We start from the raw sequence: 14,667 nt of genomic DNA on the forward strand, positions 1-14,667 counted from the left end.
TTTATTCAGTACCAACTGTAAAGAGAAATTATTATTAGCGATTCACAGTTTCTAACACTTCAAATAAATCTCGGCCGTAAAACTTAGTGCTTAATTCATTTGTTTTCTTCTGTTCTTTAATTTGAGTGATCGCTTTATCGTAAGCGTCTGCAAATTCCTGTTCCTTTTTATTGAACAATGGCCATGTTTTAATAACGGCAAATTCGTTGTACACTACTTCATCCTTTAAATTATGATATGGGCCATCTTCTGCTAAAACTTGTTGTTTAAATGGACCTTCAATCATGACACCACCATCGACACGTTTTTCATTTACCCATTGCACGACATCGACAGTGAATGCATCTCCAGCCTGTAATTTAACTTGATTGTCAGGGTTGGCCTTATTATATTCATCAATAATTGTGTATTGAGCATTATTCGCAGCAATTGGTGCTAATGAATAACCCTTTTTAGCAAAGTCGGCTAAAGTTTTCACACCTTCATCTTCTTTGCGTAAAACTAAACCTGCACTACTTAAGCCTAAAAATTCTTTAGGGAAAATAAATTTCTCTGTACGTTCCTGCGTAAAGAATGCGTTTTTTACACCTACTTGATATTTCCCTTGCTCTACACCAATCAGTAAATCGTCGCTCGTTGTCCCTACATATTCAAACTTATATTCAGGTAATAGTTCATCCACTAGCTTCATGACTTCCACATCGTAGCCTGTTGGATTTCCTTTATCATCCAGATAACTAATTGGCTTAGACGCCTGGTCAAATGCAACTTTCACTGTACGTACTTCCACGCCATCCTCCGAGTCTTTGTCTGAAGCCTCGCCTGAATTACAGCCTGCTAAAATAGCAAGTGAAGCCAATCCAATTGCGGCCAATTGAAAAATCTTTTTCTTTTGTTTAAACATCTATCATTTCCCCTTATTCTCTATGGTTTCGTCATTGATTTCATCCGATTTCTGCTGTTCAATTGCGGCATTTGCCAATTTAATAATGGTCATATCATCCATAGGTGGATTATGAAGCCCCGCACGAACATTTCGATAATAGCGCTGCAATGGATTTGTTAATTGTAAACTTTTCGCACCTACTATACGCATTGCCTTATCTACAATTTCAATCGCCAAATTGGTTACCGTATGCTTAGCAACTGCCATTTCATTTGTTATAAGCTCACGCCTAGCTGGGTCATCATAAGCCTCAGCTACTCCATATAGAACAAAGCGTGCCTGATGTAGCATCAATTCAATATCGCCTAGAAGTTGCTGTACATTTGGTAATGTACTAATTGGAGCATTCAAGCTATTTGGTTGATGATGATTGGCAAAATGCAGTGCATAATCACGAGCTGCCTGTGCAATACCTAAGTACGTTGCTGGGATATGTAGAATCCAACCATTTATCTTACCACCGCTTGGATGACCTGGTAATTCTACCAAATGGCTTACAGGGACAATTACATCCTTTAAAACTAGATCATGGCTACTAGTACCTCGCATAGCTGACATTTCCCAGTTTTCTTCGATTGAAAGCCCTTGAACATCTTTATGAATAAGGAAGAAGCCGATTTTATTTTTTTCCTCAATCCAAGCTGATGTTAAGAAATAATCTAGGACCGGAGAAGCCGTCGTAAAGATTTTACGTCCATTTAAGAGCCATCCTCCTTCTATAGAGACCGCGTTTGTTCCTGGTCGCCCTCCACGTGTTGGACTCCCAGTTGCCACTTCACTCACGGCTCTATTTATAATTGCGCCGTTGTTTATTTCTTGCGCAAAGAGATTGAGTAAATCATCTGTCCATAGCTTTTTCTCATATAGTTCACCTACAACACCTAATGTCCACCCTAGTGAGAGTGAGGCATTCTCATCATAGCTCGCTAACGTTTCTTGAACGAGCACCATATCATAGACAGATAAACCTTCACCACCATGTTCTTTTGGCAAAGTTAGTTTTGGGTAACCGATTTGCAAAAGTAACTTATGTGCTTCGAATGGAAACCGAGATTGTTCGTCTACCTCTTTGGCCTCAGCCTTGATTGGCTCAGAAATAGATGCTAGCTGTTCAAGCCAGTACTGTTGTCGCTTTGTTTTAATAAATAAATCCTTCAAGAAAATCTCCTTCTTCCTAAATTGTATAAAACATATACACTTACTAAGAATTAATGTTGTAAAAAAATCTCTAACTACATTTTAGTAGCGAGATTATAATTCGTACTGAATTTTCTGATTCGTTGACACTTATGATACTTCCCACATTTGGAAATGTCAATGGGTTATTATAAGTTTTTTTATTGGTTTTATATGATATTTGTTGTTTATATTTCTACATTTTACTCACCAAGCCATATTTACAACATATGCTAAAACTAAAGAAAGAGGTGTATGTATGACCAATAATATGAATCCATCTTTAAATAATATTGCTATTTCACCTATGGCTCCTCAGATTATTCAGACGAAATTTGGAGATATTAATGGTGATGGCTATCTCGAAACAGTTCTTTTAATGGGAACTAAAACGCCGGATAGCCCATTGTGGCAAAACCTAACACTTGTTATTTTTTATGGAAATACACAACAATTTGAAAAAATAATGCTCAAACAAAACGTTGGCTATAATCCAACTATATTTTTAGGTGACTTTACCGGCAATCATCTAGATGATATTTTAGCTATTTCCGATACTGGTGGCAGTGGAGGTATTATCAACGGTGAAATATTCTCCTCAATAAACGGGAAAATACGTTCAATTTTTGATGCAGAATCATTTAATAATAAACTAAAGTACACGGTTAATTATCAAGATCAATACAAAGTAGCTGTCCGTAGTATGAATCCTAAAAAGCAATATATCATCGATTTACAATACAAGGGACCGGATTATTTAGCGGAAATTTATAATCAAAATGGTACCCTAAAGCAGCCCATTGAAGGATGGGTTGATCCAATCAGTGGATTGTATCCAGTGGACTTTGAGCGTGACGGAATATATGAGATTTTATCTTATCAAGCGATCGCAGGCAGATTTCATGCTGATCGATTAGGTTATGTCGAAAACATTCTAAAATGGAACGGTTATGAATTTACAATTGACAGCCAAACTGTGGGGATTTTCGGAGAAGACTTAAAATAGACTTACTACCCTTTATTGCGGGATAAATAACTACCACTTCTATAAGAATAAAAAGCAAGAATCTGCTCGACTTCTACATGAAACGATCGAAATCGGACAGATTCCCTTTAAAATTTTTACTTATAGAACAACCATGATTTATTTTTCTACCAATGCAAAATAATTATTTTCGTGATCGGCGAAATTAAAAACTCTACCCATTGGCATCATGACTAAATCGCCTACTTTAACACCTTTTGCTTGGAAATCTTGATATAGATTTTCTATATGATCTGCATAAAACATAATAGAAGGTGTCCCTAAATTTAATTCAGGCTGCATTTTGGCAATGATTTCTTTATTGTGTAAAACCAAAGAAGTTTGAGCTCCTTTAGTTGGCGCAATTTCAATCCAGCGCATTCCCGCCTCTTCTTGGTCAGCAACTACAACGAAACCAATTTTTTCTGTCCAAAACTTAACGGCAGTATCCTGATCATTTACATACAGCATTACTTGTCCAATTTGTCGAATCATGAAGCAATTCCCTCCTCTTTTGAGCATTAGTATACATCAAAATGCAGCTATATATGTCATATTAATGAGCGTTTTTAGAAGAATTTCGATGTATTAATTGATATAGTTACTACTCTATTATTTCAAAATACTTATTCGTAATGAGGCTTCGGCTGATGTCCAGGTTAGTCTACAGCTATCAAAAAATACGAGTAAAAAATTCGCAAGTATTATTAAGAGTTTACGCAAAGCTATTTAAATCTTTTTACATACTAAAAAGAAAGCACGATAAAAAAGGGGTTCCCTATTCATCGTGCTTTTTAGCATTGTTATTATTTATTTTCCTCATGACTAAATTGCCATTCAATACCGAATTTATCAGTTAGTGAGCCGTAACATTTGCTCCAAAATGTTTCTTGCAACTCCATAGTAACCTTTCCACCATCTTTAAGAGCCTCAAAAGCTTTTCGCATCTTATCCTCATCACTTGAGACAACAGCTAACGTTACATTGTTACCGATTGTGAACGGTGAGCTTGGAAATGTATCTGAAAACATTACAGTACTACCGAAAATCGAAAGTCGTGTATGCATTACAAGATCTTTGGCTTCTTCTGGTAATTGATAATTTGGATTTTGCGGTGAATCACCAAATGTCATAATTTCAGCCTTGTCCGTATCAAAAACTTTCTCATAAAACGATACTGCCTCTCGACAATTTCCATTAAAAATTAAATATACTTCTACTGCCATTTCCAACACTCCCTTGTCATTTTTTGAAACAATTCTATTGTACATGGATAGCAAATGATAATACAAATTTTAGATAAGCTAATTTTGTGCAGAGTTTTGCAAAAAAAGATTTTTTAATCAAACTTTTACTTTTCATCTATAACAGGCGTGTTGATTAGAAAAAAACAGGTGTATTATTGAGCGATAAAAAGATTTTTCGATGCTATTTTGCTAATATATCCCCATCATTTTTAACTGATTGTAGCGTAGGGCTCGAGGCTCGCCCGTAGGAAGCCTTGCTCTGTGCGAAAGCGAAGCGTCAGCACCAAATGGTTTATCTGTGCGAAAGCGAAGCGTCAGCACCAAAGCAATAACCCGTAGCAGAAATTTGAGCCTTCCAATTAATAAAGGTGGATAAAAAAAGAGGTCCTTCCCATTCCAGCCTACTAATTTTTTATTTATTTGGACAAAAACTTTGACATTTACTCGAAAATCATGTAAATTACAAAAGGCGAACAATATTAAACAAATCTTAAAAAATATTCGTATTTTAGGAGTGTATATAATGGATAACGTATTTGACTATGAAGATATTCAACTAATTCCCGCAAAATGTATTGTAGAAAGTCGTTCTGAATGTGATACTTCTGTTACTTTAGGCGGTCATACATTCAAACTTCCTGTAGTACCGGCAAACATGCAAACAATTATCGACGAACGTCTTGCTTTGAAGCTCGCTGAAAACGGTTACTTTTATATTATGCACCGTTTTAATCCAGAGACACGAGCTGATTTCATCAAAGATATGCATGGTCGTGGATTAATCGCCTCAATTAGTGTTGGTGTAAAAGAAGAAGAATATGCTTTTATTGAAGAATTAGCAGCTGCTCATTTAGTGCCTGAATTTATTACAATCGACATTGCACATGGGCATTCAAATGCTGTCATTCGTATGATTCAACATATCAAAAAACATCTACCAAATAGCTTTGTTATTGCTGGAAATGTTGGTACACCTGAAGCAGTACGTGAACTTGAAAACGCTGGTGCAGATGCAACAAAAGTTGGTATTGGACCAGGTAAAGTATGTATTACTAAAATCAAAACTGGTTTTGGTACAGGTGGTTGGCAGCTAGCTGCACTACGTTGGTGTGCAAAAGCTGCTACAAAACCAATTATCGCTGATGGTGGTATTCGTACACATGGTGATATTGCAAAATCTGTTCGTTTTGGTGCTTCAATGGTGATGATTGGATCATTATTTGCAGGTCATGAAGAGTCACCTGGTGAAACAATCGAAATCGACGGTAAAACTGTGAAGGAATACTTTGGCTCTGCATCTGAATTCCAAAAAGGTGAACGCAAAAATGTTGAAGGTAAAAAGATGTATGTTGAACATAAAGGCAGCATCAAAGACACTTTAATTGAAATGCAGCAAGACCTTCAATCATCTATTTCCTACGCAGGTGGCAATAAACTTGATGCCATTCGAAATGTAGATTATGTAATTGTGAAGAACTCTATTTTTAATGGAGATAAAGTATACTAACAACTAGAGAAACCCCAACAAGAATGAAGTACTTTCTTGTTGGGGTTTTTTGGATTTCGTTATCTATTCTGTAGGAGTTTTATATTGGGTAGAGTGATTGTGGTTCTTGGTTTATCAGTTCTTCGGACTACCCGAGCAGTTCTGGCTTTTGGCTTACCGTTCCTTTATTTTAAAATGCACCTTTTTAACAAAAGAAAAAATGCTACCAATTAAGTGTAGCATTTCTCTAAAAATTACAGCTTGTTAATAACAGCGTGAATCGTTTCTTTTAATTCTTCATCATGATCAGAAAGGTCAACAAGATTTGCTACACGCTCACGTAATACTGGACGTTCAATTACAAGTTTTTCATCAAGTACTTGTACTAGTAACTCGATAATAAGACGATCACGAACGTTTAACGCCTCTTCTAAACGCTCTGGTGTAATTTTTCCTGTTTTTGCTGCTTTAGCCATTTTAAAAACCCCTTTTAAATTTTATATTCATGCACATCTATTTTAGCATACAGCTAAATTATTTTGAAAACTTTCTTTCGAGAACATATACCAAAACTTTACAAAATCGCACTAAAATATTTACGAAATAATGTTATATTCAAATCATAATGAACTAAATGATTTCTAGAAATATAGCCTGGGATTTACGATCAATACGTAGATAAGATGGGAGGAATTACATGGATCCAAAAAACTCAACATATTTACAACTAATAAAGGCCGTGCCGAAATCTTTACAGCTGTTTCTGAATGTTTGCTTAGTGCTTCTAGCGCTCATTCTATCCTTTTTGCTTTTTAAAGAACTCATCGAATTTCTTAAAATATTAATTTTCAATAAGGGCGACGGTGATTATAAGCTTTTCCTCGCCAATATTCTTATTTTCTTTTTGTATTTTGAATTTATCACGATGATTATTAAATATTTTAAAGAGGATTATCATTTTCCTCTAAGGTACTTTATATATATAGGTATTACAGCCATGATTCGATTAATTATCGTAGAGCATGACCACCCCATCAACACCTTAATTTATTCACTTATTATTTTAATATTAATTATAAGTTATTTTATTATTAATATTACGCCATTGGAACGCCCTGTACGTTCATCACTTTTTGTGAAAAAAGAATAATAATCTTATGGGATGCCTATTTTGGGGCTTCCCTAAAATGCTGTGCTTTATCAAGGACCAAGAAGAATTGATTTTGATGCAGTGCATGTAAATATTGTTCATCACTAATTTTCACTTTACTGAGCATAAACAACGCTTGTACCGTACAACACCCATAACAAGAGAAGATAGCTCTGCAATATCTATCGCTATTTGCACATCATCGTGATCACATTCAAAAATTTTCATTTCACCATTGATAGCCTCTTTAGAGAAGAGGCTCATTTCAAAATCATGAAGTCTCATTGTTTTGATTGTGCATAAAAAGTGTTTTTAACTGCTCTCTCGTCGGCTCTAAACCATCCATCCTTCCTGGATCAGCACCAACCACGATATCAACAAAGTTTATAAAATCTACTTCCTTCACTAATTTTCCCTATGATCTTCATATACATCTCCACCCTACACTAAATTTATTTTAAGAACGCTCTTTTCATAATTTTTATCACATTAATTTCAGGTCTTGATAATAACATATATTACCACGCGTAAATGGTGCTGTATGTTGACAGTATTGGAACCTGAGGTGGTTATTCAGCATCTCGAGCAAGTCGGAAGAAACCGTGAACAGAGTACACTATTCTGGTTGCCTCAGCGATTAGGAAAGTGATTACAAGTAGCTGGGATACAACCAAAGGTACAGCTCAAAAATATATTGTTGGGCACATATAGCTCAACTCAAAAAGTGGACTTAGGATTGCATGAATTATTGAAAGGAGAAGGAAAGAATGAATTTGATTGATGCATATATTCATGAAGTAACTAAAAGGATCAGGAAAGATAAACGTGAGGATACCAGTCTAAAACTAAAATCTACTATTGAAGATATGTTACCTGAAGATTATTCAGATTCAGATATGAAGGAAGTGCTCAAAAAGCTAGGAAATCCTGTAGAAGTTGCAGCAAGCTATCAAAACACACCACGATTTTTAATAAGTCCCAAAGTGTTTGACACTTATATTAGGACAATAAAATTAGTTATTCCTTGGGCAATTCTTATTACAGTTATTGTACAGATGATCGAAAGTATTGTGCTTTATAACGGAGAAGGTGCACTTCTCACCGCCATTATTAAAACAATTTCTCTAACGATCGCGCATATTATTTCAGTAATCATATACGTACTGTTCTGGATTACAGTCACTTTCATTATCATTGAAAGATCTGGTGGAAATAATATTCGAATACCCATTTTAAAAGTACATCCAGAATGGACACCTGATGATTTAACAAAAGTTAAAATCATTCCTAAAGAAAAAATTATTTCACGTAATGAAAATATTTTCAGTCTGTTAGGTATCGTTATTTTCTCCTTTGTCTATTTTAATGCCAATCACCTTTTAGGAATCTATACTTCCCAAAATAAAGGCGACCTGAAATTCGTTATGCCTATATTTAATCAAGATGTCTTACTCTCCTTTGCACCAATCGTTTTATTTTGGATAGCTTTAAGTGTAGCTTTAACATTATGGAAAATGAAGACCGGTCAATGGACTATGTTAATTGCCGTAGCAAATACGCTTCTTCAATGTATAGGAATCATTATTTTTATCCTCATAGTTATTCATCCTGATTTCATACACCGTCCCGCTATACCTTATATCGCTGCGATTACCGAAACAACCTCTGCTAAAATTTTTGTTGCTATAGATCGACTATTATTTCTAAGCATTGCTATTACCATCATCGCCAATGCATTTGATATTTATAGTGGTTTTAAAAAGGCTAAAATCGGAAAATAGCTATAAATTTTATCGAAGGTGTTATCACAGGATGTGAAGGTTTTGCCTTCGTTCCCCCTGTCGCTGATTCCCAAGAAGTCGCCCAGCCTCCATTCCAATCAACTAATATATAGGGTATATATTTTAAAAAATGTCATCCACAACTTTTGGTGAGGAGTCTCAAGATACTGTAAAACTCTAATATTTTGTATAATGGTTCTTTAAATACATTTTAATAATCTGCACGAATTCAAACAGAATATGGGGAAATAATTATGACTATTCTTCTTGTAGATGACAATCAGGTCAATCTATTTGTAATTGAAAAAGTATTAAAAAATGCAGGTTATGATAACTGTGTTTCTCTAACATCGGCTTATGATCTTTTTGATTATGTACAGCTAGATGCACCAAATCCAAAAGGAAATTCAGTGGATTTAATTTTATTAGATATTATGATGCCTGAAGTAGATGGTATAGAAGCCTGCAAACGGATTAAGCAAAATGAACGATTAAAAGATATTCAAATTATCTTTGTCACAGCTCTAGAAGATAAAAACAAGCTCGCAGAAGCATTGGATATTGGTGGTGTAGATTATATTACAAAGCCGATTAATAAAACCGAGCTTCTTGCTAGAATTCGAGTTGCTTTACGATTGAAGGCTGAATTAGATTGGCATACTCAACAAGAAAATAAAATACAATACGAACTAGATTTAGCAACACATGTACAAAGAAGCCTTTTGAGTGCCCCTATAAACGAGGATAATATTCAAATAGGCGTATCCTATCTTCCTTCCTCTAATTTAGCTGGGGATATGTATTATTGGCATAAAATAAACGATCATCGATACGCCATCATTTTGCTTGATATGATGGGGCATGGTATATCTGCAGCGCTTGTTTGTATGTTTATCTCCTCTGTCCTAAGAGAGGCTGTTAAACAATTGGTAGAGCCTGAATTAGTTATCAAAGAGTTAAACCGTTATATGACACTTTTACAAAACGGAAAAGACGGAAATCTTTTTTATTTTACTGCGATTTATTTAGTGATAGATACACAACTAAAAACAGTTGAATATGTGAACGCTGGTCATCCTTCTGGTTATGCTCTTGTTGACGAAAAGACACTCGTACCATTAAATCAAGGTAGCTGTGCAGTCGGCTTTTTCGATGAGATCGACGTTCAAAAGCAATTCATTCAATACAATGAGGATATACAAATTATTTTATTTACAGATGGCGTGTTAGAGGCAATGGGCCCATGTGAAATAGAATCTGAGAAGCAATTGCAAACGCTACTATCTACAAAATGGGATTACTCTCAACACCTGATTGACAACTTACTGCCTAAGGAGCAACAAGAAAATCAACCAGATGATATGTGTGTAGTAATGATTCAAGCACATGCTAAAAACTAAATAAAATAGGGCTGTCGCCTAAGTTGCTACTTGTGAAGAAACTTAGACGACAGCCCCCATCTTATTGTACCTTTTGATAAATTCTTTCATTACCTACGATTTCTTTATATTTTGAAATAATATTTTTGAATCGTCGTTTCTCCTTATCCAAAGGCTGAAATTGATTCATACTTATAAACTTCATTTAGCAATTAGCCATACTTTTAGAACGGATACTAATTGATCTAAATTAAATGGCTTACTTATATAATCTGAAGCACCAGCTTCCAATGATTTATCTCGATCACTTTCCATAGCCTTTGCCGTTAAAGCAATAATCGGTAAATCCGTAAGCTTCATTTGTTTTCGTATAATCGACATTGTTTCATAGCCATCCATATTCGGCATCATTATATCCATAAGAATAAGATCTATTTTATGATTGGCTCGCATAATAGCTAAACACTCTAAGCCATCTTTTGCAACGAAGATATGCATGCCTCGTTTTTCAAGTGCCGTTTTTAACGCATATATATTACGATCATCGTCGTCTACAAGTAAAATATTTTTCCCTTGAAAAACTTCCACCTCACGCTGAGAGACTTCCTGAATTTCTGGTAGCTGTTGTTCTTTTACCTCTCCTGAATCAAATATTTCATTAGTAGCCGCTACCTTATACATCCCCGGTTCAAGGTACCTCTTCTCTTCGAGTCCATTCGGTAAGCTTGGAATTGTCAGCGTAAAGTTACTACCTTGTCCCTCTTCACTTTGTAAGGAAACCCAACCGCCAAGTAATTTAGCAAACTCTTTACATATGGATAATCCAAGACCTGTACCACCATATTTACGTACAGTTGCTCCATCAGCCTGTTGGAACGATTCAAAAATGAGCTGATGCTTGTCCCTTGGAATCCCTATACCTGTATCCGAAACTTTGATTTCTAACCAGTCCGTACTAATATCCTGCATATTATTTGTTAACTGTTCTAAATCAAGCTGCTTGATATTTAAATTAACTGAGCCCTGTTCTGTAAATTTAAAGGCATTTGATAATAAATTTTTCACAATTTGCTGGAATCTTTTTTCGTCCGTATAGAAAACATCCATTACATTTTCGGCTTTCGAAATATGGAATTGTAGATTTTTTTTCATTGCTACAGGCACAAAGGTTTGCTCGATTTGTACAGGAACCTCACTCATATTCACTTCACCAAAAATAATATCCAGCTTGCCTGCCTCCACTTTCGATAAATCTAAAATTTCATTGATTAACCCGAGCAGATCTTCACCAGAAGAATAGATAACCTTTGCAAATTCAGCTTCCTCTTCTGTTATATGATTTTGACTATTTTCAGCTAACATTTCAGATAAAATTAATATGCTATTCAGTGGTGTTCGCAATTCATGTGACATATTAGCTAAAAACTCGGATTTATACTTTGAATTTAGTAACAGTTGTTCCGCACTTTCCTCTAATTCCTTTTTAGCCTTTTCTAGTTCTCTCGACTTTGACTCGGCCTCTTTTGTTCTTTCTTCCAGTTGTTCATTCATCATTGTCAGTTCATCTGTTCGCATTTGCAATTCTTCAGATTGTACCTGTAATTCTTCTGCCATCGTTGTTGATTCATTTAATAAACGTACAATTTCCACGCGTCCTAAAACACTATTAATGGTTAACCCAAATGTTCCGATAACTTGCTTCACTAATTCTTGCTGCAGCTCACTATAGCCAGTCATTGTGGCTAATTCAACGACAGCTATTACGTCATTCTCAAATATAATAGGGACGATAAAGATACCTTTTGGCGGTACTTTCCCTAAGCCAGTGCCTATTAAACGAAAGTCTTCAGGAATATCGTTATATATTAAAACTCTTTTTTCTAAAGCACATTGTCCAATTACGCCTTGTCCCAATTTAAAGCTTTCGCTTCCAATGCTATCACTATCATCCGCAAAAGTAGCTTTTTTCACAAACCGTATATTATTATCAATAGATTCACGAATATAAAATGCGCCAAGGGAAGACTGCGTTTTTTGTGCTATTTCTGAAAGGAAGGTTTCAGCTAATTTAGTAATGGCAGAAATGCCTTGATATTTTGTGACAATTTCTGCAATATTCAACTGTAGCCATTCTCTTCTCTCAAGCGCATCCAACAACTCATTTGTAGCACCTGCAAGAGCATTGATTTCATCATTTGTTTTAACATGAATTCTTCCTTTTTGACTGCTCTTGGAAGCAGCAATTTCTCTTATTGTTCGTGTAACCTCTGTTAACGTTTTTACGATTGAACGAGAAATACTACTTGCAATGGTAATCGCAACAACCGAAATAAATACTAGTATGCCAAGCAGTGTAAGTGTTACAATACTATCCCTCTTGTCCAAATCATTTACTTTGGCTTGCATAGTTGCAACCACCGCTGAACGGAGTGATTCAAACTGATTTCGTACTGTTTCCAGTTCTTTACGCACTACATCTACTTCATAGATTTCCCATAACGCTTCTGCATTGTTTTCTTTTTTAAATTTAATGGCTGGTTCCCCTGATGTTGTAATCCAATTCTCAATCGTCGCCTTTATCTCATTTAACTTCTGTTGTTCTGTTGGTTTATTTTCTAAAAGCTGATAAAGTTCATTAAAATCGGATCTCCACTTTTCATCAGCTTCGTAATAGGGCTCTAAATAGCTTACTTCACCTGTAATAACAAAGCCCCTCTGGCTCGATTCCATATCTAAAATGTATTTTTCAATGCGATTGGTTAGAGCATGTATATTTGAATTATTCTTTATAATATAATTTCTTTCTTTTTGTAGAGAGGTAATTTGATTATTTAAGATGATCACTGATGCAAGTAAACAAAGTATGATAACAATATAGCCTAACGTAATTTTGGTTCGTATACCTAGCTTTAATTTTTTTAACATTTGTTTTCCTACCTTCACCTATCATACAAATCTAATTCCAGTATAATTGTACATCAAAAAATAACAAAGTTTCTTTCTCTTAGGTTGAGATAATAATCTCTTTTCGAGAAATATTTAACGCTCATCACCATAACGTGTGGTTGGTTTCCGTTCCGACTGGGCGCTTTCCTATGGGCACCCAGTCGGAACGGGGATCAACTTATATAAATGACATTCGTTTATGTCATGCACAACTTTGGGTGATGATCCATTAAAAGTTAATAATTCTCTTATTTTCTTCATATACATTTTATATTGAACTATTTTGCCGAGGTATAATTTGATAGTAAGGAGAGAAAAATTGTGGACATTTTTGTAAGACCCGGGGATTCTCTTTGGCATTTCAGTGAAGTGTTTAAAATGCCTCTTCAACTAATTATTGATTCCAACCGAAATATTAATCCTCAATTTCTAAGGGTCGGTCAACGCATTCGAATCCCAGGTTTTGTTACGGACAATTATCAAATAAAGCAAGGAGATACGTTTTGGCAGATAGCCCAAAGCAGAAATCTCCCACTAGTAGCCATATTGCTGGTCAATCCTACCCTTAATCCAAATCACTTGCAAATTGGCCAAACCATTCGCATTCCCCAACGAATTACATGGAGGCTCGTCAATGGTAAGCAAAATTATACATCCACCATTATGATGAACGAAATCAAAAAACTACTCGTTGCTTATCCATTTCTACAAAGCTCTGCAGTCGGGCATTCTGTTTTAAAACATGAGATTCCAGAGCTTCTAATCGGGAACGGAACGAAGCGTGTTCATTATAACGGCTCCTTTCATGCGAATGAATGGATTACAACTCCGATCATTTTAACTTTTTTAAATGACTACCTACTCGCTCTCACCAATCAAAGCACAATTCGAGGTCTTTCTACATTCCCACTTTACCAGCAAACAACCCTTTCCATAGTTCCGATGGTCAATCCCGATGGTGTCGACTTAGTGATACAAGGCCCACCTAATGACGAAGCATTAAGAGATCAACTTATTAGTTGGAACAATGGTAGCACCAATTTCTCTAATTGGAAGGCAAATATACATGGCGTCGATTTGAACGACCAGTTCCCTGCAAAATGGGAGCTAGAGAACGCACGCAATCCAAAAACACCTGGGCCAAGAGATTATGGTGGAGAACGACCTTTGTCCGAGCCAGAGACCATTGCTATGGCTGATTTGACAAAAAAGCGCGATTTTGCAAGAGTTCTTGCATTTCATACACAAGGAAGAGTGATTTATTGGGGCTTTGAAAATCTCGAACCACCCGAGTCAGAAATTCTTGTTAACGAGTTTAGTCGAGTCAGTGGCTATGAGCCGATCAATTCGGCAGGCAGTTATGCGGGCTATAAAGACTGGTTTATTCAAGATTGGCGTCGACCTGGCTTTACCGTTGAATTAGGTAGTGGTACAAATCCGCTTCCAATCAGCCAATTCGACAACATCTATGAAGAAGTATTAGGGATCTTTCTTGCAGCATTGTATATGTAATAAACATACTGACATTTCTA

12 protein-coding genes are annotated in these 14,667 nt (G+C 35.7%); 6 read left to right on the top strand and 6 right to left on the bottom strand.

Going from position 1 to position 14,667, the window contains the following annotated elements:
* Nucleotides 1-34: 34 nt before the first annotated feature.
* Nucleotides 35-904 carry a transporter substrate-binding domain-containing protein gene (locus tag BFJ97_RS16450; protein ID WP_068985745.1) on the bottom strand — a complete coding sequence of 290 codons (870 nt, stop codon included), beginning with the start codon at nt 902-904 and terminating at the stop codon, nt 35-37.
* Nucleotides 905-907: 3 nt separating this feature from the next.
* The gene (locus tag BFJ97_RS16455; RefSeq protein ID WP_068985746.1) at nt 908-2,104 is read right to left on the bottom strand and encodes an acyl-CoA dehydrogenase family protein; all 1,197 of its coding nucleotides are present in this window, start codon (nt 2,102-2,104) and stop codon (nt 908-910) included.
* Between the two features lie 277 nt (nt 2,105-2,381).
* Here BFJ97_RS16455 and BFJ97_RS16460 point away from each other — a divergent pair, with 277 nt between their 5' ends.
* Nucleotides 2,382-3,128, top strand: coding sequence for a hypothetical protein (locus BFJ97_RS16460; protein WP_068985747.1), 747 nt, complete (start codon nt 2,382-2,384; stop codon nt 3,126-3,128).
* A 138-nt stretch (nt 3,129-3,266) separates the two neighbouring features.
* Here the strand turns inward: BFJ97_RS16460 and BFJ97_RS16465 are convergent, their stop codons facing one another.
* Nucleotides 3,267-3,641: a VOC family protein gene (locus tag BFJ97_RS16465; protein WP_068985748.1), complete on the bottom strand. Its 375-nt coding sequence runs from the start codon at nt 3,639-3,641 to the stop codon at nt 3,267-3,269.
* Nucleotides 3,642-3,952: 311 nt separating this feature from the next.
* Entirely contained in the window at nt 3,953-4,372 is a 420-nt protein-coding gene (locus tag BFJ97_RS16470) for a VOC family protein (RefSeq protein WP_068985749.1), read from the bottom strand.
* Between the two features lie 544 nt (nt 4,373-4,916).
* Between BFJ97_RS16470 and guaC the strand changes: the two genes are divergently transcribed.
* Nucleotides 4,917-5,900 (top strand): GMP reductase, encoded by a 984-nt coding sequence (gene guaC, locus BFJ97_RS16475; RefSeq protein WP_068985750.1) that lies wholly within the window; start codon nt 4,917-4,919, stop codon nt 5,898-5,900.
* Between the two features lie 233 nt (nt 5,901-6,133).
* Here the strand turns inward: guaC and BFJ97_RS16480 are convergent, their stop codons facing one another.
* Nucleotides 6,134-6,355: a phosphate-starvation-inducible protein PsiE gene (locus BFJ97_RS16480; protein ID WP_068985751.1), complete on the bottom strand. Its 222-nt coding sequence runs from the start codon at nt 6,353-6,355 to the stop codon at nt 6,134-6,136.
* A 221-nt stretch (nt 6,356-6,576) separates the two neighbouring features.
* On the opposite strand from BFJ97_RS16480, the gene psiE reads away from it, so the two are divergent.
* From psiE to BFJ97_RS16495, 3 genes are all read left to right on the top strand, one after another.
* Nucleotides 6,577-7,029, top strand: a complete 453-nt coding sequence (gene psiE, locus BFJ97_RS16485; protein WP_068985752.1) for a phosphate-starvation-inducible protein PsiE — start codon at nt 6,577-6,579, stop codon at nt 7,027-7,029.
* Between the two features lie 767 nt (nt 7,030-7,796).
* The gene (locus BFJ97_RS16490) at nt 7,797-8,810 is read left to right on the top strand and encodes a hypothetical protein (protein WP_068985753.1); all 1,014 of its coding nucleotides are present in this window, start codon (nt 7,797-7,799) and stop codon (nt 8,808-8,810) included.
* Between the two features lie 254 nt (nt 8,811-9,064).
* Complete coding sequence (locus BFJ97_RS16495) at nt 9,065-10,210, top strand: SpoIIE family protein phosphatase (protein ID WP_068985754.1); 1,146 nt, start codon at nt 9,065-9,067, stop codon at nt 10,208-10,210.
* Nucleotides 10,211-10,390: 180 nt separating this feature from the next.
* Here the strand turns inward: BFJ97_RS16495 and BFJ97_RS16500 are convergent, their stop codons facing one another.
* Nucleotides 10,391-13,114, bottom strand: coding sequence for an ATP-binding protein (locus BFJ97_RS16500; protein ID WP_068985755.1), 2,724 nt, complete (start codon nt 13,112-13,114; stop codon nt 10,391-10,393).
* Nucleotides 13,115-13,456: 342 nt separating this feature from the next.
* On the opposite strand from BFJ97_RS16500, the gene BFJ97_RS16505 reads away from it, so the two are divergent.
* Complete coding sequence (locus BFJ97_RS16505) at nt 13,457-14,647, top strand: M14 family metallopeptidase (protein ID WP_068985756.1); 1,191 nt, start codon at nt 13,457-13,459, stop codon at nt 14,645-14,647.
* Nucleotides 14,648-14,667 lie beyond the last annotated feature (20 nt).

Source organism: Lysinibacillus xylanilyticus, assembly GCF_001708185.1.
In the GTDB taxonomy this organism is placed as follows: Bacteria; Bacillota; Bacilli; order Bacillales_A; family Planococcaceae; genus Lysinibacillus; species Lysinibacillus xylanilyticus_A.